This is a genomic window from Thermoanaerobaculia bacterium, from assembly GCA_035260525.1.
Classification (GTDB): domain Bacteria; phylum Acidobacteriota; class Thermoanaerobaculia; order UBA5066; family DATFVB01; genus DATFVB01.
This window is the reverse complement of the sequence record DATFVB010000206.1, coordinates 19,157-39,013: the sequence shown is the minus strand read 5'-3', so window position 1 is coordinate 39,013 and position 19,857 is coordinate 19,157. Positions and strand designations below refer to the sequence as shown.

At 69.8% G+C, this 19,857-nt stretch carries 22 protein-coding genes; 10 read left to right on the top strand and 12 right to left on the bottom strand.

Features of this window, described 5'->3' with window-relative positions; all coding sequences use genetic code 11:
• Nucleotides 1–7 precede the first annotated feature (7 nt).
• Genes VKH46_10570 through VKH46_10515 form a run of 12 tightly spaced genes read right to left on the bottom strand, consistent with a single transcriptional unit; the run spans nucleotide 8 to nucleotide 9,476 of the window.
• Nucleotides 8–448: a biopolymer transporter ExbD gene (locus VKH46_10570; GenBank protein HKB71276.1), complete on the bottom strand. Its 441-nt coding sequence runs from the start codon at nucleotides 446–448 to the stop codon at nucleotides 8–10.
• Between the two features lie 27 nt (nucleotides 449–475).
• Nucleotides 476–910: a biopolymer transporter ExbD gene (locus VKH46_10565; protein ID HKB71275.1), complete on the bottom strand. Its 435-nt coding sequence runs from the start codon at nucleotides 908–910 to the stop codon at nucleotides 476–478.
• A 25-nt stretch (nucleotides 911–935) separates the two neighbouring features.
• Nucleotides 936–1,613: a MotA/TolQ/ExbB proton channel family protein gene (locus VKH46_10560; protein ID HKB71274.1), complete on the bottom strand. Its 678-nt coding sequence runs from the start codon at nucleotides 1,611–1,613 to the stop codon at nucleotides 936–938.
• Nucleotides 1,614–1,654: 41 nt separating this feature from the next.
• Nucleotides 1,655–2,386: a TonB family protein gene (locus VKH46_10555; protein HKB71273.1), complete on the bottom strand. Its 732-nt coding sequence runs from the start codon at nucleotides 2,384–2,386 to the stop codon at nucleotides 1,655–1,657.
• 4 nt (nucleotides 2,387–2,390) lie between these two features.
• The gene (locus tag VKH46_10550) at nucleotides 2,391–3,242 is read right to left on the bottom strand and encodes a tetratricopeptide repeat protein (GenBank protein ID HKB71272.1); all 852 of its coding nucleotides are present in this window, start codon (nucleotides 3,240–3,242) and stop codon (nucleotides 2,391–2,393) included.
• The gene (locus tag VKH46_10545; protein HKB71271.1) at nucleotides 3,239–3,844 is read right to left on the bottom strand and encodes a DUF502 domain-containing protein; all 606 of its coding nucleotides are present in this window, start codon (nucleotides 3,842–3,844) and stop codon (nucleotides 3,239–3,241) included. Before VKH46_10545 ends, VKH46_10550 begins: the two co-directional genes overlap by 4 nt.
• Nucleotides 3,841–4,281 (bottom strand): tRNA (adenosine(37)-N6)-threonylcarbamoyltransferase complex ATPase subunit type 1 TsaE, encoded by a 441-nt coding sequence (gene tsaE, locus VKH46_10540; GenBank protein HKB71270.1) that lies wholly within the window; start codon nucleotides 4,279–4,281, stop codon nucleotides 3,841–3,843. The genes VKH46_10545 and tsaE overlap by 4 nt, the downstream gene beginning before the upstream one ends.
• 10 nt (nucleotides 4,282–4,291) lie before the next feature.
• A complete protein-coding gene (locus tag VKH46_10535; GenBank protein HKB71269.1) occupies nucleotides 4,292–5,815 on the bottom strand; it encodes an NAD(P)H-hydrate dehydratase in 1,524 nt (507 codons plus the stop codon).
• Nucleotides 5,812–6,546, bottom strand: a complete 735-nt coding sequence (locus VKH46_10530) for a DUF2064 domain-containing protein (GenBank protein HKB71268.1) — start codon at nucleotides 6,544–6,546, stop codon at nucleotides 5,812–5,814. Before VKH46_10530 ends, VKH46_10535 begins: the two co-directional genes overlap by 4 nt.
• A 9-nt stretch (nucleotides 6,547–6,555) precedes the next feature.
• Nucleotides 6,556–8,247, bottom strand: coding sequence for a VWA domain-containing protein (locus VKH46_10525; protein ID HKB71267.1), 1,692 nt, complete (start codon nucleotides 8,245–8,247; stop codon nucleotides 6,556–6,558).
• A gap of 60 nt (nucleotides 8,248–8,307) precedes the next feature.
• Nucleotides 8,308–8,964: an outer membrane beta-barrel protein gene (locus tag VKH46_10520; GenBank protein HKB71266.1), complete on the bottom strand. Its 657-nt coding sequence runs from the start codon at nucleotides 8,962–8,964 to the stop codon at nucleotides 8,308–8,310.
• The gene (locus VKH46_10515) at nucleotides 8,961–9,476 is read right to left on the bottom strand and encodes a TlpA disulfide reductase family protein (protein ID HKB71265.1); all 516 of its coding nucleotides are present in this window, start codon (nucleotides 9,474–9,476) and stop codon (nucleotides 8,961–8,963) included. Before VKH46_10515 ends, VKH46_10520 begins: the two co-directional genes overlap by 4 nt.
• A gap of 105 nt (nucleotides 9,477–9,581) precedes the next feature.
• Between VKH46_10515 and VKH46_10510 the strand changes: the two genes are divergently transcribed.
• From VKH46_10510 to VKH46_10465, 10 genes are all read left to right on the top strand, one after another.
• Nucleotides 9,582–10,454: a mechanosensitive ion channel family protein gene (locus VKH46_10510; GenBank protein ID HKB71264.1), complete on the top strand. Its 873-nt coding sequence runs from the start codon at nucleotides 9,582–9,584 to the stop codon at nucleotides 10,452–10,454.
• Nucleotides 10,447–11,625 carry an asparaginase gene (locus tag VKH46_10505; protein ID HKB71263.1) on the top strand — a complete coding sequence of 393 codons (1,179 nt, stop codon included), beginning with the start codon at nucleotides 10,447–10,449 and terminating at the stop codon, nucleotides 11,623–11,625. The genes VKH46_10510 and VKH46_10505 overlap by 8 nt, the downstream gene beginning before the upstream one ends.
• A complete protein-coding gene (locus VKH46_10500; GenBank protein ID HKB71262.1) occupies nucleotides 11,622–13,073 on the top strand; it encodes a menaquinone biosynthesis decarboxylase in 1,452 nt (483 codons plus the stop codon). The genes VKH46_10505 and VKH46_10500 overlap by 4 nt, the downstream gene beginning before the upstream one ends.
• A 97-nt stretch (nucleotides 13,074–13,170) precedes the next feature.
• Nucleotides 13,171–14,136, top strand: coding sequence for a cytochrome c oxidase subunit II (gene coxB, locus VKH46_10495; protein HKB71261.1), 966 nt, complete (start codon nucleotides 13,171–13,173; stop codon nucleotides 14,134–14,136).
• Between the two features lie 86 nt (nucleotides 14,137–14,222).
• Nucleotides 14,223–16,079, top strand: a complete 1,857-nt coding sequence (ctaD, locus tag VKH46_10490; protein ID HKB71260.1) for a cytochrome c oxidase subunit I — start codon at nucleotides 14,223–14,225, stop codon at nucleotides 16,077–16,079.
• Complete coding sequence (locus VKH46_10485; GenBank protein HKB71259.1) at nucleotides 16,076–16,684, top strand: cytochrome C oxidase subunit III; 609 nt, start codon at nucleotides 16,076–16,078, stop codon at nucleotides 16,682–16,684. Before ctaD ends, VKH46_10485 begins: the two co-directional genes overlap by 4 nt.
• Complete coding sequence (locus VKH46_10480) at nucleotides 16,681–17,019, top strand: hypothetical protein (GenBank protein HKB71258.1); 339 nt, start codon at nucleotides 16,681–16,683, stop codon at nucleotides 17,017–17,019. Before VKH46_10485 ends, VKH46_10480 begins: the two co-directional genes overlap by 4 nt.
• Nucleotides 17,012–17,884, top strand: coding sequence for a cytochrome c oxidase assembly protein (locus VKH46_10475; GenBank protein HKB71257.1), 873 nt, complete (start codon nucleotides 17,012–17,014; stop codon nucleotides 17,882–17,884). Before VKH46_10480 ends, VKH46_10475 begins: the two co-directional genes overlap by 8 nt.
• On the top strand, nucleotides 17,881–19,089 hold the full coding sequence (locus VKH46_10470) for a divalent metal cation transporter (GenBank protein ID HKB71256.1): 1,209 nt from the start codon (nucleotides 17,881–17,883) through the stop codon (nucleotides 19,087–19,089). The genes VKH46_10475 and VKH46_10470 overlap by 4 nt, the downstream gene beginning before the upstream one ends.
• A 6-nt stretch (nucleotides 19,090–19,095) precedes the next feature.
• The gene (locus VKH46_10465; GenBank protein HKB71255.1) at nucleotides 19,096–19,845 is read left to right on the top strand and encodes a hypothetical protein; all 750 of its coding nucleotides are present in this window, start codon (nucleotides 19,096–19,098) and stop codon (nucleotides 19,843–19,845) included.
• Nucleotides 19,846–19,857: the final 12 nt, after the last annotated feature.

The following is a 19,857-nucleotide window of genomic DNA, read 5'->3' as shown; positions in this document are numbered from 1 at the left end:
AAAGGGTCTAGCGGACGGGCACGGGCTCCATGACGATGCCGATCTTCACGCCTTCTTCGGCGTTCTCCTTGTATCCCGTCGAGTTCCGGACGGCGTCCATGACGTTCATCGTCTCGCCGTAGTTCGCGGTGTCGTCGACCGAGAAGAAGACGACCTTCTCCCGGCGATTTTCGAGGATCTGCCCGAGTTGAGTCACGAGGGCCGTCTGCGTCATCTCCTGCTTGTTGAGGAAGATCTTCTTGTCGGCCGTGTAGGAGACGACGAGCTGGTCCGGAGGCGGCGCGGACGGGGTCGCCGACGGGGGCGCCTTCGGGGGGATGGTCGCGTTGTAGCCCATCTGCGTCATGGGCTGGATCACGATGAAGATGATGAGGAGGACGAGGCACACGTCGACGAGCGGGGTGACGTTGATCTCGCTCCGGACGTTGCCGACTTTTCCCATTTCCATAAGCGGTTCTCCCTCGCGCGTTCCCGATTACTGGCCGGGCTTCTGCTTCTTGTCGGTGATGAGCCCGACGTTCTCGAAGCCGGCGTCCTTCGCGATGCGCATCACGTCGCGAACCTGCTTCCACGAGAGGCGCGTGTCCGCCTTGATGACGACGGGCCGGGTCGAATTGCGCTGGTAATCCTCGTCGAGTTGTTTCTCGAAATCCGGGCGGGAGTAGATGTTATCGCCCAGGTCGTCATGGATCCCGAGAATCGGCGGGTTGCCGTATTTCACGTTGAGGACGATCTGCTTCTGGTCCTCGGGCTTCTTCGAGGGCTGGGCGGTCTGCGGCAGCGTGATGTCTCCGGTGCCGAGCATCGGAGTCACGACCATGAAGATGATCAGCAGCACGAGACAGACGTCCACGAGCGGCGTGACGTTGATCTCGCTCCGGATGTTTCCCTTGTCCCCACCGAGGTCCATGGATCCCTCCCTTGGTCCGCCGGGCCTACGAGGCCCGGGCCGCTCCCTGCTTCTTGACGAAGTAGTCGAGGAGCTCCGACGCGGAGTTCGACATCTCGACCTGGAAGCGCTCGATTTTGTTCATGAAGAAGTTGAACATCCACACCGCGGGAATGGCGACGAAGAGGCCGGCCGCCGTCGTCCAGAGGGCCTCGGCGATGCCGCCCGAGACGCTCGCCAGGTTTCCGCCGCCGCCCTTCGAGATGCCCTCGAAGGAGTGGATGATGCCGACGACCGTTCCGAAGAGCCCGATGAACGGCGCGGTCGTCGCGATCGTGGCGAGACCGCCGATGCCGCGCTTGAAGTCCGCCGTCACCATGAGGGCCTCGCGCTCGACGGCGCGCTTGCCGGCCTCGACGACGTCGTGTCCGGGAACGTTCATCGTGCCGGCCTGGACCTCGTACTGGAACTCGTAGAGGCCGGCCGAGACGACGCGCGCGAGGTGGCTGTCCTTGTATTTCTTCGACTCGGCGATCGCCCCCGCGATGTTGTCCTGCTTGAGGAACGTCGTGACCTGCCGCGCGAAGATGAGGGACTGCTTCTTCGCTTTCCCGAAGGTGATCAGCCGCTCGATCATCACGGTGATGGAATAGATGGACAACGCTCCCAGGATGATCACCACCGATCGGGCGATCCAGCTCATCGAGTTCCAAATTTCCAACATGATTAAAAAATCCTCCTCATCTTAATGCGCACACGCGACAATCAATGCAGCTGGAAGTTGACCGTGACCGTGAGGTACACGGAGACCGCCCGCCCGCCCAGCGTGGCGGGCCGGTAGGTCCAGTGAGACACCGCGCGCTCGGCGGCGGCGTCGAGAAGCGGATTGACCGATTTCAGCACCTTCACGTCCGAAACCGTGCCGTCCGCGGTGATGATCGCCTCGAGGATCACGACGCCCTGCATGCGCGCCTTCCTCGCCGGCTCGGGATAAACGGGCTCGACGCGTTCCTTCAGGATCGGCGCCTTCACGTCGCCGCCGACGCGGAGCGGTGCGCCGGGGGTGGTGCCGGTGCCTCCCGGCGTCCCGCCGATCACCCCGCCCACGACGCCGCCGGGAACGCCCCCTTCGACGCCTCCCTCGACTCCTTCGCCGGGTGTCTGGACGGGCTCGGGCGCGGGGAGGGGCTGCGGGATGACGTCCGGTATGACGGTGGGCGACATCACGCGCTCCGTGACCTGCGGCGTCGGCTTCGGCTGCGCCTTCTGCGGCGCGGCTTTCGGCGCCGGAGGAGGCGGGGGAGGAGGCGGCGGCGGAGCCGCCGCGTAGAACTGCACCGGGATCGGCGGCTCGGGGACGTCCTCCACGAACCAGAGCGAGGCCGCGACGACGGTCCCGATCACCAGACCGTGGATGATCACCGAGAGGAAGAACGTCAGCGGTTTCTTGCCGGTGCCCTTCCGGCGCTTCGATTCGATGAGCTGGTTTTCGAACATGGCCTTATTTCCCCGACGCGCCCTTGGCCGCCTTTTCGGCGGCCTTCTTCTTGTTGAGCTCGATCGCCTTGTTCCGGTACTCGTCGGCCTTCGCGACGTCCTCGGCCGCTTTCTGCGGGTCGCTCGTCTGCTCGAGCTTCGCCTGCTCGCGGTAGAGAAGGTTGATGAACGCGAGGGCTTCCGTGTAGTTCGGGTCGATCGCGAGCGCCTTGTTTTCGGCGTCGATTCCCTCCGTGATCACCTGCTGCCGCTGCTCGTCGGTCAGGTCGGGATAGTTGTGCGCCTTGTCCCAGGCCTGCGCGCCGATCGTCTCGAAGGTTTCCTTCTTCGGACCGGTGATCCGCATCGCCTCTTCCATCATCCGGACGCCGTTCGGAAAATCCGCCTTCTGGAAATAGAGGTTGGCCATCGTCTCCTTGGCCTTGGCGTCTTCGGGGTGCTGCTGGCTGTAGGCCTGGAAGAAGGCGAGCGCGTCGTCCACGCGTCCGGAATTCAGGTACATCGTCACGAGATACTCGGGCGCCTTCTTGTCGTCGGGAAACGCCTCGACGTATTTCCTGAGATAGTCGATCGCCTTCTGCGCGTATTCGAGGTCCTTCGGATGCTTCGAGCCCGGCTGGTACATCCCCATGTACGCGAGCCCGATGTTCTTGTAGATCTTCTTCTCGCCGGGGTCGAGCTCGAGCGCCCGGTTGTACTTGGCGAGCGCCGTGTCGTACTTGCCGACGCGGAAGAGCTCGTTGCCCGCCCGGATCTCGCTTCGGGACTGGAACTTGTTGCACCCCGCGGTGGCGAGCAGGATCGCCAGACCACACACGGTCCAGGTGTTGCGCCCGATGGACCCGTTCGGTTTCATTCGACGTTCGCTCCTGCGCTGTTCTTGCCCGGAGACACGAAGCCCCCGGAAACCACGAGTTTAACCCCTTCCTCGACCGAGAAACCAGGATCCAGCAATTCGTCCTCCGGAACGACCACGACGGTCCCGCTCGTCGGGTTCAGCGCGGCCGGAATGAGAACGGAAACCCATTTCCGGTCGCTCCCGGCCGGCGATCGCCAGTCCAGCCGGGAAGTCACGAACCCGACCGCGAACACGCCGCGGCGCGGGTACTCGACGAAGACCACTCTTTTCAAACCCCCGCCGCCGGGAGAGAGCGCCGTAACCATTTGTCGCGACGCTGTGTAGACGCTCTTGACCAGCGGGGTATTCTCTAGAATTTTCGAGACGTAAGCAAGAATTTTTTTGCCGGCAACATTCGACGCAACCGCTCCGACGGCGAGGATCAGCAAAATCGAAACCACCAGCCCGACGCCCGGCAGATGACGGCCGATCGCCCGGTCCGCCGCCGGACCGAGCAGCCCGTCGAAGAAGTTGAAGAGAAACCGGAAGAACCAGTAGGTCAATGCGAGCGGAAGGAGCGTCAGGATCCCGGTGACGAAGCTCCGGCGCAGCGCGTTCAAGCCCCCTCCCGCTCGATCCGGATCGTCCGATGCGCGTCCGCGGGACCCTCGATCGAGACCCGGTACCGGAACCGCAGCAGCTTCGCGGCGCTCCGGTTGGGCCATTCGACGGCGGCGATCTTCCCTTCGAGCACGTCCGGAAGCCCGATCTCGCGGAGCTCGTTCTCGTCGTCGGGCAGCCGGTAGAGGTCGAGATGGACGAACGACGGAGCGCGCGCGCAGTCGTATTCGTGGAGGATCGCGAAGGTCGGCGACGCGACGGCGCGGGCCTGTCCGCCGAGACCCTCGGCGAGGCCCCGGACGAAAACCGTCTTGCCGCTCCCGAGCGGTCCGGAGAGCGCGACGACGTCGCCCGAGCGGAGATCGGCCGCGAGGCCGCGCGCGATCGATCGCGTGTCTTCTTCGCCGGCCGACTCGAATTTTGCGGGGAGCCGCATCGCGGGAATCCTATTCCATGGAGCCGAGCACGTCCGCGACCGCGTCCGCCACCTCGGTCGCGAGCGCGCCGCGCTGCCCGCGCGCGGCGCCGGCCGCTTCTCCCGCGAGCCCGTGCACGAACGCCGCGGCGACCGCCGCGTCCGAGGCTTCGAGCCCCTGGCCGAGAAACGCCGCGCCGACGCCCGCGAGCACGTCGCCGGTCCCTCCCTTGGCGAGGGCGGCGGAGCCCGTCGGGTTGAGCCAGAGATTCCCGGCGGGGGAGGCGGAGATCGTCCCCGCGCCCTTCAACATCGCGACCGCCCGCGCCCTTCGCGCCAGCTCGGCCGCCGCTGCCGGACGGTCCCGCTGGATGCGGGCGACCGTCGATCCCAGCAGACGCGCGGCTTCTCCGGGATGCGGCGTGATGATCGACGGCGCCTTCCGGCGAAAGGCCTCGGGACGCCCGGCGAACGCGTTGAGCGCGTCGGCGTCGAAGAGGGCGGGGAGGCGCGCGGCCGCCACCGCCGCGACCGTCCGGCGCGCGCCTTCGCCCGTTCCGAGCCCCGGCCCGACCGCGGCCGCGTCGCAGCTCTCGAGCAGCGCACGGAGCGCCTCCGCCGCCGCCGGGGAGAGCGCGCCGTCTTCGTCGGGGAGCGGCAGCGTCATGGCCTCCGGCAGCCGGGCCAGAAATCCGGGCTCGATCGAGGCGGGGCACGCGATCGTCACGAGGCCGGCGCCGGCGCGCAGGGCGCCGAGCGCGGCCAGCAGCGCCGCTCCCGCCTTCCCGCGGCTCCCGGCGACGATCGCGACCCGTCCGGCGTCCCCTTTGTGGGCGTCGGGCGGCCGCCGCGGAAAGAGCGGCGCGATCTCTTCCCATCCGATCATGGCGAACCGGTGCGCCCGGGTCTCGAGGAGCGCGTCCGGGATCCCGATGTCGACGACGGCGATCTCGCCGCAGAGGGCGCGGGCGGGAAAGATCGCGTGGCAGCGCTTGAGCGCGGCGATCGCCGCGGTCGCCCGCGCCCGGATCGCCGGGCCGAAGACGTCGCCGCGGTCGCCGGAGAGTCCGGAAGGCACGTCGACGGACAGGATCGGGCGCCCGGCGGCGTTGGCCGCCGCGACGAGCCGGCGCGCGCGGCCGGAGAGCGGGCGCGAGAGCCCCGTCCCGAAGAGGGCGTCGACGACGAGATCCGCCTCGTCGAGCTCGCGGGCGACGACGGCGGCGCGGGAGGCCGGGATCCACGGGAGCTCCCTCTCGCGGGCGGCCTTCCAGTTCGCGAGCGCGTCGCCCCGGAAGCCGTCCGGCGGCTCGAGCGCGACGATCGTGGCGGCGATCCCGCGCGCGTGGAGCAGACGCGCCGCCGCGAGGCCGTCTCCGCCGTTGTTCCCCGGGCCGCAGAGCACGGCGACTCGCCGCGCTCCCGGGAACCGGTCGGCTGCCAGCTCGAGCGTCCCTTCCGCGGCGCGCTCCATGAGAACGAGCGAAGGGATCCCCGCCTTCCTCTGCGCCGCCCGGTCGACGGCGGCCATCTCGCCCGAGGTCAGGATCCTCACGCGGGCGTTCCCCTTCCGAGCGACCGGAGAGCCTCCCACGTGTGTCGCGGAAACCCGGCGGCCGATCGGTCCCTCGCCGCGAGCTCCCGGGCGAGCCGCTCGAGGTCCTCTTCCGCATCGACGTCGTCGGTCTCGGCGACGCGCTCGAGCCGCGCGCCGAGCGACGCGGCCCGCTCGAGCGTCTGCTCGAGCACGCGCGGGGTCGACCATTCGATGCCGTCGAACAGTCCGCGGCTCCCGTCCGGGGGGAAGACGAGCCGGGCGTCCCGGCGGCTGAGGAGGATCGCGGCGAAACCGCCGTCGCGCGCCGGCCAGACGGCGCTTTCCGGTTGCTTTAGGAAGAGCGCGAACGCGTCGGCCGGAAGCGCCGGGTGGTCCGAACCGATCGCGACGGCGCGATCGTAGAGGGCGAGCTCCCGCGTGAATGCGCGCGCGAGGCGCCCACCGAGGTCTCCCGGACCCTGGGGTTCGATGCGCCAGGGGGGCCGGAAGGTCCGCCGCCAGAACGGGGCTTCCGGCTCGTCGGCGGCGAGGACCGGGGCGACCCCGGCGATCGCGCTCCACCGTTCGGCGCCGTCGCGGAGGAACGCCTCGGCCAGCGCGGCGGCGGCGGCGGCTCCGACCGTCCGGGCGAGGCGCGTCTTGACCCTCCCGGGGACCGGGAGCTTGGCGAAGAAGAGGAGGGCGGTGCGCGCGCGGGAAGGGAGGGGGCCGGGGCGGCGCGGCGGCATCGCGGAACCCTAAGACCCGGCCTTCTTCTCCGCCGGCAGGACCGAGATGAAGACGCCCTTCTGCGCGAACGAGACGGCGTTGGAGACGCCGTCGCGGATGGCGACCGAGAGACGCTGCGCGCCCGGGATCATGATGAGCTGCACGTCGTATCCGTACGTCTTCGTCCTCGCCGAATCGTAGTTCTTGAGCGGCACCTTGATCTCGAGCGGGCGGATCTGGAGGTCCGATTGCTTCCCGTCGGAATCGAGGACGACGAAGTAGACGTAGAGGCGGCCGCGATACTGGGCGCCGTCCGGCACCAGCGTGACGTTTTCCAGGGGGATCGACATCCGGATCGGGACGAGGTAGTTCTCGGCCGAATACGCCTTCGGGTCGCCGACGGCGATCGTGAATTTCAGCGGATTCTCGCTGCGCGGATAGGTCAGCGCCGCCGTGACCTCCTCGGCGGTCCGCGTTTCGACCGTTTTTTCCATGTATCCGGAGCGGTAGCGGGCTCGCAGTCCCGGCTTCGTCAGCTTGACCTCGATCTGGTGGGGACGGTCGACGGCGCCTCGGGTCGAGCGGTATCCGAGCGAATAGAAGTCGGAGAAGTCCCTGGCGACCTCGTCGAGCTCGCGCGTCGGATCGTTCGTGTTGATCGCCGCGATCCCGCCGGTCTCGCGCGCGAGCGTCTGCAGCGGCTGCTGGTAGTTTTGCCGGAGGAAGAACGTCGACGGGCGGCTGTCCATCGTCGCCCGCTCGGCCGACACGTTTTCGTCGGCCTGGAGTCCCGACGCGTCGATCGCGTGGAGCGTCACTCCCTGCGCGTTGGCCTCGCGGACGAGGGCGAGATACGACGCGGTCCGGTCGAACGTGAACGCCTCCGTGCTCGCCTGGGAAGCATGAAACTTCGTCTGGATCGTGTCGAAGAGCTCCTGCCCGACCGTCTGCGGGAGGCCGTCGGAGACGTAGATGAGGATTTTTCGCCCGTCGACGCCGGCGAGGCCGTCGATCGCGGTCTTCAGCCCGTCGAGGGACGCGCGGAGGTCGTCGTCCATCGAGCGCGCGACCTGCTCCGCGTAGTTGATCGCCTCTCCCTGGTTCTTCATGTCGTTGATCTTCTGGAGCGCGTCCTCGCGCTCGGACACGATGGTCTGCCCGCCGCCGGCCTCGCCGGCGACCTTCTCGAGGGCGCCGACCAGGAGACCCTTCTCCGAGGTGAATTTCTGCCGCACTTTCAGCGACCGGTTGAAGGTCATGACCATGCCTTCGGCGTTCGGGCCGATGGCCTTGTCGAGGAAGTCGTAGACGCTCCGGAAGACGCGCGTGCGGTGGAGCGGATGGATGTTGAGGTTGTCGACGTAGACGACGTACTTCGCCTTGAGCGCCGCGGGAATTTCCGCGGCCGCGGCGGGCGCCGGCGGCGAGGAGAGCGAGATCTCGCTGCCGTCGGCGAGGATGGTCCTCCCGCCGGTCACCGCGTAGAAATTCGTGATCGGCTGCGGGATCCCGTCCTCGAAGACCTGGAAGTCTTCCTTCTTGAGCCCCGGCACGCGGTTCCCCTTGGAGTTGGTGACCACGACCTCGACGTTCGTGATCGCGACGGTGACGTTCTCGGCGAGCGGCGGGAGCTCCGCCACCTTCGGCGTCTTCTGCGCGAGGAGCGAGCCTTCCGCGGCCAGCGCGGCGGCCGCAATCAGGAGAACCCGGCTTCGAGGCATTCGCGGCATTCTATCCCCGCGCCGGCGGGCATCGTTCGCCATGCTCATGAGTAATCCGGGCTAGAACGCGAGGATCAGCCCTCCCGAGAGCTCGCCGTTGGTGAGCCAGTGCGTGTCGTTGCAGCGGCGGTCGTCGTGGCGCGAGCAGGTGTCGTTGCCGTTCAGATAAGTCGAGTATCCGCGTCCGTCGAACCGCAGGCCGAAGTGCGGATTGACGAACACCTTGAGCCCCGCCCCGAGACTCGCGGTGAACCGCGACGAGTCGTGAGCCGCGACCGGGGTCGCCGACGGCTGGAGCCGTCCCACGCCCGCGCCGAGCGTGACGTACGGGACCGCCCGCCGGTGGCCGAAGTTGAACGTGCCGTAGCCGAGCAGGTAGTCGATGCGGAGATCGCCGAGGCGCTCGCCTCCGGAGCCGAACAGGTCGCCGGAGTCGTGGGTGACGAAGTGCGTGTCGGTGCGCGAGGCCTGCACCTCGAGCTCCATCGACTCGGTCATGTTGTAGCCGAGGCGCAGCCCCCACGTGTTCGCGTCGTCGGCGTCGACGCGCTGGTCGAAGATGGAATTGGAGCCGCGGGCGAACTCGCCGCCGAAGAGCCGGCCGTAGAACGGGCTGATCTCGACGGTGTTCTGGCGGATCTGAGCCCTCGCGGCGGCGGGGAGGCCCAGCGCGAGGACGGCGGCGGCGAGCGCGAGAACGGCGGATCTCGGTTTCATTTCGACCCCCTCTTCTTCTTGGCATACTTGTCGACGCGTTCCATCCACTCCTTCTCGATGTTCGGGGAGAAGCCGACGTAGGCCTTCTCCAGCGTCCCGTCCGGAGCGACGATGAAGCTCGTCGGGATCCCCTGCGAGGTCATCACCGCGGCATCGGTAGGGCTCGCGTAGTAGATCGGCAGAGAGAGATTGTGGGCCTTGAGGAACGGCGCGATGCGGTCGCGATCGGAATCGACGCTGATGGCGAGCACCGTGAAGTTGCGATCGCTGTAGCGGTTGTAGAGGTCCTGCAGGAGCGGGAGCTCGGCCCGGCAGGGCCCGCACCAGGTCGCCCAGAAGTTGAGGAGCAAGACGTTGCCGCGGAGCTGGGAGAGCCGGATCCCGCCACCGTCGCGCGCTTCGAGGTCGAGGTCGGGAAAAGGGACGGGCTTGGCCGCGCGGGCCGCGGCCGCGAACACGAGCACGAGCCCGAGGAGGGTCCCGACAACGCGGACGGAGGGCTTCGGTTTCATCTTCGTCTCCAGGTGCGTCCAACGCGCACGCCGTTCAGTTTATTTCTTTCCATCCCCGGAGGATACCCGCGCGTCGGGAGAGGATCGCCGTCTATAATCCGCGCGTTGAGCATCGATCCTCGCGCGCTGCCCGCCGTCTCGCAATGGGACGACAAGCTGGACACCTTCGTCAAAGCCGTCCTCGTCAAGGTGGCGGATTTCCTCCCCTCCCTCCTCGGCGCCGTCATCGTCCTCGTCGCGTTCTGGGGACTTCACCGGCTGCTCCGCGGGATGCTGAACCGGAGCCTCTCGGCGCGGACCAGCCTGCTCGCCGCCGACATCCTCCGGAAGCTTCTGAAATACGTCGTGCTCGGCATCGGCCTCCTGATGGCGGCGTCGCAGCTCGGCTTCAACGTGCTCTCGATGCTCGCCGGGCTCGGGGTCGCCGGCCTCGCGGTCGGCCTCGCGGCGAAGGACACGATGGCGAACTTCATCGCCGGACTGATCATCCTCTGGGACAAGCCGTTCGCGCTCGGCGACGACGTGGAGATCGGCGAGACGCCCGGATGGGTACGGCACATCGAGCTCCGGACGACGATTCTCGAGGACATCGACGGCAACGACGTGATCCTCCCCAACAGCGACGTCGTCGCCAAGAAGATCATCAACTACAGCCGCACGCCGAGGTCTCGCCTCCACGTTCCGATCGGGATCGCTTACGGCGCGAACATCGAGGCCGCGCGGACGGCCCTGCTGGCCGCCGCGGCCGGGGACGCGCGGCTCCTCGAGTCTCCGGCTCCGGTCGTGATCGTCACGGAGCTCGCCGACTCCGCCGTCGTCCTCGAGCTGATCGTCTGGGCGGCCGATCCTTCGCGGCGTCGGCTCCTCCGCGCGGAGTACCTGGAGCGGGCGAAGAACGCGCTCGACCGCGCCGGAATCCCGATCCCCTTCCCCCAGCGGGAAGTGCGCCTGCTGGGAACGGCGGCCGCCCGTGCCTGAGACGCCGGCGGAGAAGGTCGCGGGACCGGCGGCGAATCCCGTTGCCGTTGAGGCAACAAACCCGGTCGCCGTTGAGGCGACGAGTCCCGTTGCCGTTGAGGCGACGAGTCCCATCGTCGCGCGGGTGACGCGCGCCGGCCGCGTCGAGTCGATCCATCGCGGCTTCGGCGCCGTCTGTGACGCGTCGGGTCGCGGTGTGGCGGGTTTCGGAGATTCCGAAACGCCGGTCTTCTGGCGCTCGGCGGCGAAGCCATTCCAGGTCATGCCCTTCCTCGAGGCGGGCGGGGCCGAGCGCTTCGGCCTCACGACCGAGGAGGTCGCGCTCGCCGTCGCGTCGCACTCCGGCGAGCCGGCGCACGTGGCGACCGCGGAGTCGATCCTCGAGAAGGGAGGCTTCTCGGCCGCCGATTTGCGCTGCGGCGCGACCCCCCCCTCCGACGAGGCGTCGGCCGCCGCGGTCGTGCGCGACGGCCGACCCTTCTCGCCGCTCCACAACAACTGCTCCGGAAAGCATGCCGCGATGCTCCTCGCCTGCCGCCTGCTCGGGTTCGACCCGGCGACCTACGACGATCCCGCGCACCCTCTTCAACGCCTGATCCTCGCCAGGGTCGCCTTCTACGCCGGCCACCCGGCGTCGAAGATCGAGATCGGGGTCGACGGCTGCTCGCTGCCGGTGTTCCGGCTGCCGATCTCGCGCCTCGCGGCCGCCTACGCGCGTCTGGTCGCCCCGGGAATGCTCGACGACGAGTCTCCGGCCGCCGCGAAGGCGCGTCGGCGCGCGGTCGCGGCGATGATCGCCGCCCCCTTCCACGTCTCCGGGACGGGCCAGTTCACGACCCGGTTTCTCGAGGCGGGCGCCGGCCGCTGGATCGGCAAGGAAGGCGCCGAGGGGGTGTACGCGATCGGCGTCGCCGCCCCGCGGCTCCTGGGAATCGCCTTCAAGATCGACGACGGCGCCGCCCGTCCGCGATTCCCCGTCGCGATCGACATCCTCTCGCGCCTCGGGATCTGGGAGGGGGGCGTGCCCGAGTCGCTCTCCGGGGACGTCCGCCCGGCGATCCTCAACGCGAGGGGACTGCGCGTCGGGGAGGTCGTCGCCGCCGTGCCGGTCGAGGCGCGCGCGGACGCCGCGAAGGGGCCTCCGGGCGATCCGGTCGCGGGGCGCGCGTGAGCCACCGCAACCTCTCGAGCTTCGTCGAGGAGCTGCGGCGGCGGGGAGACCTCGCGACGATCCGAGAGCGCGTGTCGCCGATCCTGGAGATCACCGAGATCGCCGACCGCGCGGTCAAGTCGGGAGGGCCGGCCCTGCTCTTCGAGAACGTCGAGGGCTCCGAGTTCCCGGTCGCGATCAATCTCTTCGCCTCCCGCGCGCGGATGCTCGAGGCGCTCGGGATCGGCTCGTGGGAGGAGTGGGAGGAACGGCTCGAGTTCTTCCTCGACCCGAAGCCCCCGGAGGGCTTTCTCGGGAAGCTCAAGGCGCTCCCGAAGGTCGCCGACCTCGCCTCGGTGTTCCCGAAGACGGTCCGGAGCGCGCCCTGCCAGGAGGTCGTCGAGACGGGCGACGCCGTCGACCTCGGGCGGCTGCCGGTCCTGAAGTGCTGGCCCCAGGACGCCGGCCGGTTCATCACGATGCCGCTCGTCGTCACGCGCGATCCCGCGACCGGCCGCGCCAACGTCGGCATGTATCGGATGCAGGTCTACGACCGGAACACGACCGGCATGCACTGGCAGAAGCACAAGGACGGCGCGGGGCAGGCGCGCGGCTACGCGCGCGAGGGGCGCCGGATGGAGATCGCGGCCGCGATCGGGGCCGATCCGGCGACGGTCTTCTCGGCGATCGCGCCGCTTCCCCCGGGCGTGTCGGAGTTCCTCTTCGCCGGGTTCCTGCGCGGGGAGAGCGTGCCGCTCGTGCCCGCAAAGACGGTCGATCTCCTCGTCCCGGCCGAGGCCGAGTTCGTGCTCGAGGGGTGGGTGGATCCCCGCGAGAGCCGTCTCGAGGGTCCGTTCGGCGACCACACCGGTTACTACTCGCTCGACGACGACTTCCCGGTCTTCCACGTCACGGCCGTGACCCGCCGCGCGCGGCCGATCTATCTCACGACGATCGTCGGGCCGCCGCCGATGGAGGACGGCTTCATGGGAGAGGCCGTCGAGCGCCTCTTCCTTCCGCTCGTCCGGAAGACCATCCCCGACATCGTCGACATGGCGCTCCCCGTCGAGGGGATCTTCCACAACCTCATGATCGTGTCGATCGACAAGCGCTACCCGGGACAGGCGCGGAAGGTGATGCACGCGATCTGGGGGACGGGGCAGATGATGTTCACGAAGGTGATCGTCGTCGTCGACGCCGGGACGAACGTGCACGACCCGGCCGAAGTGGTCTGGAAGAGCCTGAACCACATCGACCCGCAGCGCGATTTCGAGTTCGCGCTCGGGCCGATCGACGAGCTCGACCACGCCTCCCGCGAGCCGTGCTACGGGTCGCACGTCGGAATCGACGCCACGAAGAAGCTGGCCGGCGAGGGATTCCGCCGCCGGTGGCCCGACGAGATCGTGATGGACGCGGAGGTCCGGAAGAAGGTCGACGCGCTCTGGCCGAAGCTCTTCCCCGGCGGCTGAGCGCGCCGACGGCCGCGCGGCGTCGCTCTCGGTTCCCGCGCCCGCACACGTCGACGTTCGCGCACGCTTCTTGCTTCGTCTCCGCGGCGGAGGGAGTGTGGCGGGAGGCATCGCATCTTCGGTGCTCGCGCCGGCCGGGCCGCAGGCCGGGTCGATTGCGGCGCTGTGGTGGCTCGTACTCGGCGTCTGCGGCGCCGTTTTCGTCGCCGTGCTGGTTCTCCTCGCGGCGGCGCTCGCACGCCGCCGCAGCGCCGAGCCCGATCTCCTTCCGGGGCCCCCCCCGGCCGAGGGCCGCCGGAAAGCGGCGGTCGCGGCCGGTGCCGTCACGACCGTCGTGATCCTCTTCGTCTTCCTCGTCGCGAGCATGTCGACGGGGAAGACGGCGTCCCCGTCGCGGGACGACCCGGCCGGGCTGCCGATCGAGCTCTTCGGCCGCCAGTGGTGGTGGGAGGTCCGCTACCCGTCCCCGTCCCCCTCCGACACGGTCGTGACCGCCAACGAGATCCACGTGCCGGTCGGGCGCACCGTGCTCCTCCGCGCCACGTCCCGCGACGTGATCCACAGCTTCTGGGCGCCCAACGTCGACGGAAAGAAGGACCTGATACCGGGCCGATGGACCCTGACGCGTTTCCGCGTGGACCGTCCCGGCGTCTACCGAGGCCAGTGCGCGGAGTACTGCGGCGTCCAGCACGCGCACATGGCGTTTCTCGTCGTCGCCCAGCCGGAAGCGGAATTCGAGTCCTGGCTCGCCGCGCAGCGGGCGCCGGCGGCACCGCCGGACGGCGCCCTCCAGGAGCGCGGCCGCGACGTCTTCGTCTCCTCCTCCTGCCCGCTGTGCCACACGGTCCGCGGGACGCCGGCCGCCGGGACGCTCGGGCCCGACCTCACCCACGTCGGCGCGCGCGAGACGATCGGGGCGGGGACGCTCGCCAACGACGCGGCGCACCTCGCCGGCTGGGTGCTCGACCCGCAGAAGGCGAAGCCCGGCGCCGCCATGCCGCCCAACGCGATCGCCTCCCGGGATCTCCCGGCGCTGCTCGGCTGGCTGGAGCACCTCCGGTGAGCGCCCCGACGCCGGGCCGCGCTCCCGCCGGCCGTGAGCGTCGGGAGACCCGCGCTCACGCCGCGGCCGCTGAGGAGCGGGCGACGTTGCGCGAGACCTGGAGAGAGCCTCCCGGACTGCGCGGCTTCTTCACGGCCGTCGGCCACAAGGAGATCGGAAAGCGCTACGTCGCGACCGCGTTCTTCTTCTTCCTGCTCGGCGGGATCCAGGCGGCGCTCATGCGGATCCAGCTCGCGGTTCCCGAGAACCGGTTCCTCTCGCCCGACCGGTACGACCGGTTCTTCACGACGCACGGGACGACGATGATGTTCCTCTTCGCCGTCCCGGTCATGGAGGGAATGGCGGTCTACTTCGTGCCGCTGATGGTCGGCACGCGCAACGTCGCGTTCCCCCGGATGAACGCTTTCGGGTACTGGATGTACCTCGTCGGCGGACTGTTCCTGTACACGGGCGTGTTCCTCGGCGCGGGACCGCAGGCGGGGTGGTTCGCCTACACGCCGCTCTCGGAGCGGGCGTTCTCGCCGGACAAGGGAGTCGACATCTGGTCGCAGATGATCACGTTCACCGAAATCTCCGCGCTCGTGGTCGCGATCGAGCTGATCACGACGATCTTCAAGCAGCGCGTCCCCGGGATGTCGCTCCATCGCCTCCCGCTCTACGTCTGGGCGATGCTCGTCACGTCCTTCATGATCCTCTTCGCGATGCCCGCCGTGATGATCTCGAGCGGGTTTCTCGCGATGGACCGCCTCGTCGCGACGCAGTTCTTCGTCCCGGCTTCGGGCGGCGACCCACTCCTGTGGCAGCACCTCTTCTGGTTCTTCGGCCACCCCGAGGTGTACATCATCTTCATCCCCGCGCTCGGGTTCGTGTCGACGATCGTCGGGACCGCGGCGCGGCGGCCGGTCTTCGGCTACACGGCGATGGTCCTCTCGCTCGTGTCGACGGCGTTCCTCGGCTTCAGCCTCTGGGTGCATCACATGTTCGCGACGGGGCTGCCGCAGATGGGCTCGAGCTTCTTCACGGCGGCGAGCATGATGATTGCGATCCCCAGCGGGGTCCAGATCTTCTGCTGGATCGCGACGCTCTGGGGGAGACGGCCGCGGCTGACGACGCCGCTCCTCTTCGTCCTCGGGTTCGTCTTCATCTTCGTGATCGGCGGCCTGACCGGCGTCATGCTCGCGTCCGTGCCGCTCGACCTCCAGGTGCACGACACGTTCTTCGTCGTCGCCCACTTCCACTACGTGCTGATCGGCGGCGCGGTGTTCCCGCTCTTCGGCGCGATCTACCACTGGTATCCGAAGTGGACCGGCCGCCGCATGTCGGAGGTCCTCGGCCGCTGGAACTTCGCCCTCTTCTTCGTCGGATTCAACCTGACGTTCTTCCCGATGCACGTCCTCGGGCTGCACGGGATGCCCCGGCGCGTCTACACCTACCGGCCGGAGACGGGATGGGGGCCGCTCAACATGCTCGCGTCGATCGGCGCGGCGGTGATCGCCGCGAGCGTCCTCGTCTTCCTCGTCAACGTCGTGCGCAGCCGCCGGCGCGGAGAGCCGGGAGAGAACCCCTGGGGAGCGTCCACCCTCGAATGGGCCGCGGCGTCGCCGCCGGAGCCGTACAACTTCGAGCGCCTTCCGGTCGTCGAGGGAAGAGAGGCGCTCTGGTGCCGGTCGCCCGAGGCGCCGGTGGTCGCCGGGATCCAAGAGGACCGGCGGCAGGTGCTCGTGACGCGCCCCCTCGACGCCGAACCGGACCACCGTCCCACGCTCCCCGGCCCGTCGGTGTGGCCTTTCCTGATGGCGCTCTCCGTCGGCCTCGGGCTGACCTGGGGGATCTTCCAGGCACGCGCGTTCGTCGTGTCCGCCGCGCTCTCGGCGGTCGCGATGACGGGGTGGTTCTGGCCGAAGGGGGAGCCGCAGCCTCCGGCGCGCGAGGAGAACGCGTGAGCGCCGAAGTCGACGTCGCCCGCCTCCCGGAGCACGTTTACGATCACCGCGCCCTGGTCGTCTGGGCGAACCTCGGCCTCATCGCGATCGAGAGCACGACCTTCGCGATGGCCTTCTGGAGCTACTTCTACTACCGCATGACGGCGCGCGAGTGGCCGCCGCCCGGCATGCCGCTCCCCGATCTGCGTTTCGGGATCGCGAACGTCGCCGTGCTGCTGATGAGCTGCATCCCGTTCCGGATCGCGGAGCGCGAGGCGAGCAAGGGGCCCGGGGCGCGTCGGGGGCGGATCCGTGCGGGGCTCGCCGCGAACCTGCTCTTCGGCGCGGCGTTCATCGCGCTCCGCGCCTTCGAGTTCCGCGGCCTCGGCTGCCGGTGGAGCGCCAACGCCTACGCCTCGATCAACTGGGCGATCCTCGTTCTTCACGGCGGGGACACTCTGGCGGCCGTGATCGAGACGGGGGTCGTCCTCGCGGTGTTCGTGCTCGGACCGGTGAAGGAGAAGGACTTCACCGACGTGCGCGCCGACGCCTTCTTCTGGTACTTCCTCGTCGCGGCGGGCGTCGCCGGCGCGGCGGTCGTCTACGCCGCGCCGAGGCTGCTGTGAACGGCGCCGCGCGGCCGGCCGTCGCCTGGACGGGAGTGCTGCTCCCGCCGGTCGCGTGGCTCGCCGACCTGTCGCTTTCGGACTCGCTCGTCGGCGAGTCGTGTCTTCGCGGCGACCGGCTGCTCCTGCACGGCGCGACGGCCGTCGCGCTCGCGGCGGCGCTGGCGGGCATCGCGGCCTCGTGGGCGACGTACCGCGGCGCGAAGGGGGATCCGTTGCCGCGCGCGCGCGCCGAGCGGTTCCTCGGCGTGGCGGGGATGGCGCTCGGCGCCATGTTCGTGCTGGTGATCCTCGCCGCGCAGGTGCCGAAGCTGATGCTGAGGCCGTGTGCGTAGGACGATCTTCGCTCTCGCCGCGCTCTCCGCCGCCGCGCCCGCCGGAGCGCACGAGACGGCCGGGAGCGGCGGGGCCGGATGGACGTTTCCGCCCGCCGTGGTCGCGGCCCTCGCGGTCTGCGGCGTCGCATACGTCGTCGGCGTGCGGCGTCTCTGGCGGCGCGCGGGAACGGGCGCGGGGATCGGGGTCCGGGCGGCGGTCTCCTTCGCCGCCGGATGGGCGGCGCTCGCGGCCGCGCTCGTCTCCCCGATCCACGAGCTCGGCGAGGCGCGGCTCTCGTGGCACATGGCGCAGCACGAGCTGATCATGCTCGTCGCGGCGCCGCTTCTCGTGCTCGGCCGGCCCGCCACGGCGTTTCTCTGGGCCTTCGGGAGCGGCCCGCGCCGGGCGATCGGCCGGGGAGGGCACGCGCTCGCCCGGCCCGCGGCGCACCCGGTGTTCGCGTGGGTCGTCTTCGCGCTGTCCCTCTGGACCTGGCACCTGCCCTCGCTGTATCAGGCGGCTCTCCGGAGCGAGACCGTGCACGCCGCCGAGCACGCGACCTTCCTCGCCGCCGCCCTCCTCTACTGGTCGGCCGTCCTCGCCGGCGCGCGCGGGAGGATCGCGGTGGGCGCCGAGGCGGTGTCGCTCTTCGGCACCGCGTTCCACGGCGCGCTGCTGGGAGCCCTGATGACGGTCGCCCCCACGCTCTGGTACCCGGCATACGGCCGGCGACTGGCCGGCGCGGCAGCCCTCGAGGACCAGCAGCTCGCGGGGCTCTGGATGTGGGTCCCGGCGGGGCTCGTCTTCGTCGTGTGCGGGATGGGGCTCGTCGGAGGATGGCTCCGCGAATCCGAGCGGCGAGCCGGCGGCGAAGCGAGTTGAAGTCCTTCCTGAAGATCGCCCTCGGGATCGTCACCAGCATGGCCGGGTTCCTCGAGGTCGGCTCGATCTCGACGGCCGCGCAGGCGGGCGCCGCGTTCCGCTTCCGGCTCCTCTGGGCGATCGCGGCGGCGACGATCTGCCTCGTGGCGCTCGTCGAGATGTCGGGGCGGCTCGCGGCGTCGAGCCGGCACACCGTCTCCGACGCGGTGCGCGAGCGGTTCGGCTTCCGGTTCTCCGCGGTCCCGCTCGCGGCCGAGATCGTCCTCGACACCCTCGTCCTCGCGGCGGAGCTCGGCGGGGCGGCGATCGCCGTCGAGCTCGCGACGTCCGTCGGGCGCGGGTGGTGGGTGCTGCCGGCCGCCTTCGCCACCTGGTTCCTCCTCTGGAAGGGGAGCTTCGGGCTGATCGAGAACGGCGTGTCGCTCCTCGGGCTCGTCTCGCTCGCCTTCGTCGTCGCCGTCGTCCGGCTGCATCCCTCCGCCCGCGCCGTGGCCTCGGGGCTGGTCCCCTCGTTTCCCCGCGCGAGCCTGGCGAAGTACGGCCTGCTCGCCGTCAGCATCCTCGGCGCGACCGTCAGCCCGTATCTCGTGAATTTCTACGCGTCCGGCGCGGTCGAGGAGCGCTGGAAGCCGAAGGACATCCCGGCCAACCGCGTCGTCGCGATCGCCGGGATGGGCTTCGGGAGCGTCGTCAACGCGGCGGTTCTCGTCTGCTCGGCGGTCGTCCTCGCCGGCGTCGACGTCAAGAGCTTCCATCAGGTGGCGCAGACGCTGGTCCCTCCGTTCGGCCGGTGGGGCGTGCCGCTCTTCGCGGCGATCCTCGGCTTCGGGTGCTTCGGCGCGGCCCTCGAGATCGCGCTGAACCTCGCGTACGCGGCCGCCCAGCAGCTCGGCTGGAACTGGGGCGAGGATGTCCGCCCGAAGCGCGAGGCGCGGTTCGCGCTCGTCTACACGGCGGTGATCGCCGTCGCGGCGCTCGTGATCGTCTCGGGCATCGACCCGCTGAAGCTGACGATGATCTCGATGGCGCTGACGGTGCTCGTCCAGCCGATCATCGTCTTCCCGTTCATCGTCATCATGAACGACCCGCTCTACGTCGGCCGCCACGGCAACGGGCCCTTCGGAAACGCGATGGTGGTCGGGATCACGGCCGTCGGCGCGGCGATGGCGCTCGTGGCGATCCCCCTCGAGATCCTCGGGAGCTGAAGCGGCGTGAGCGCGGCCGAGCCCCCTTGCCTCGACCTCTTCCAGGAGGTCCTCGACAAGCAGCTGACCGACCGCAACGGAGAGAAGGTCGGAAAAGCGGACGGGGTCGTCGCGGCGGCGTCGGGGCGGCTCGAGGCGATCGAGGCGGGATTTCCGACGCTCGCCCGGCGACTGAACGGGCGGTGGGCCCGCGCGATCGAGCGCGTGTCCGGCCGCTGGAAGGCGCCGCTCCTGCGCTCCTGCCGCGTCGCCTTTCGGGAGATCCTGGACATCGGCCTCGAGGTGAAGCTCGACGTCGACGCGAAGAAGACCCCCCTCCGCGCCGGGGAACGCTGGCTCGCCGAACGGGTCGTCGGACGGATCCCCGGGTCGGGGGCCGGCGCGCCGCGGACCGGGCCGGACGACGCGCGCCGGCCCGTCCGGATCGAGGAGCGGCCCGGCGAGATCCGCCTCGAGCTCGCGCTCGGACGGCGGGTCCGCGCGAAGAACAACCGCACGATCGGCCGGCTCGAGGAGGTGCGCGCCGAAAAGAGGGGCGCGGACTGGTTCGCGCGCGACGTCCGGATCGGCCCCGCCGCGCTGCTCGAGCGGCTCGCGGCCGGGACGCGCCTCTTCGGCCGGCGGAAACCGAAGGGGCGGATCGCCCTCTGGAGCGAGATCGACCTCGCCGACCCCCGCCGGCCGCGCCTGCGCGTCGCCGCTTCGGACCTGCGTCCGCTTCCCGAAGAGGAGGCGCTCGCGCCGCCCCGGCGCTGACCCGGAATTCTT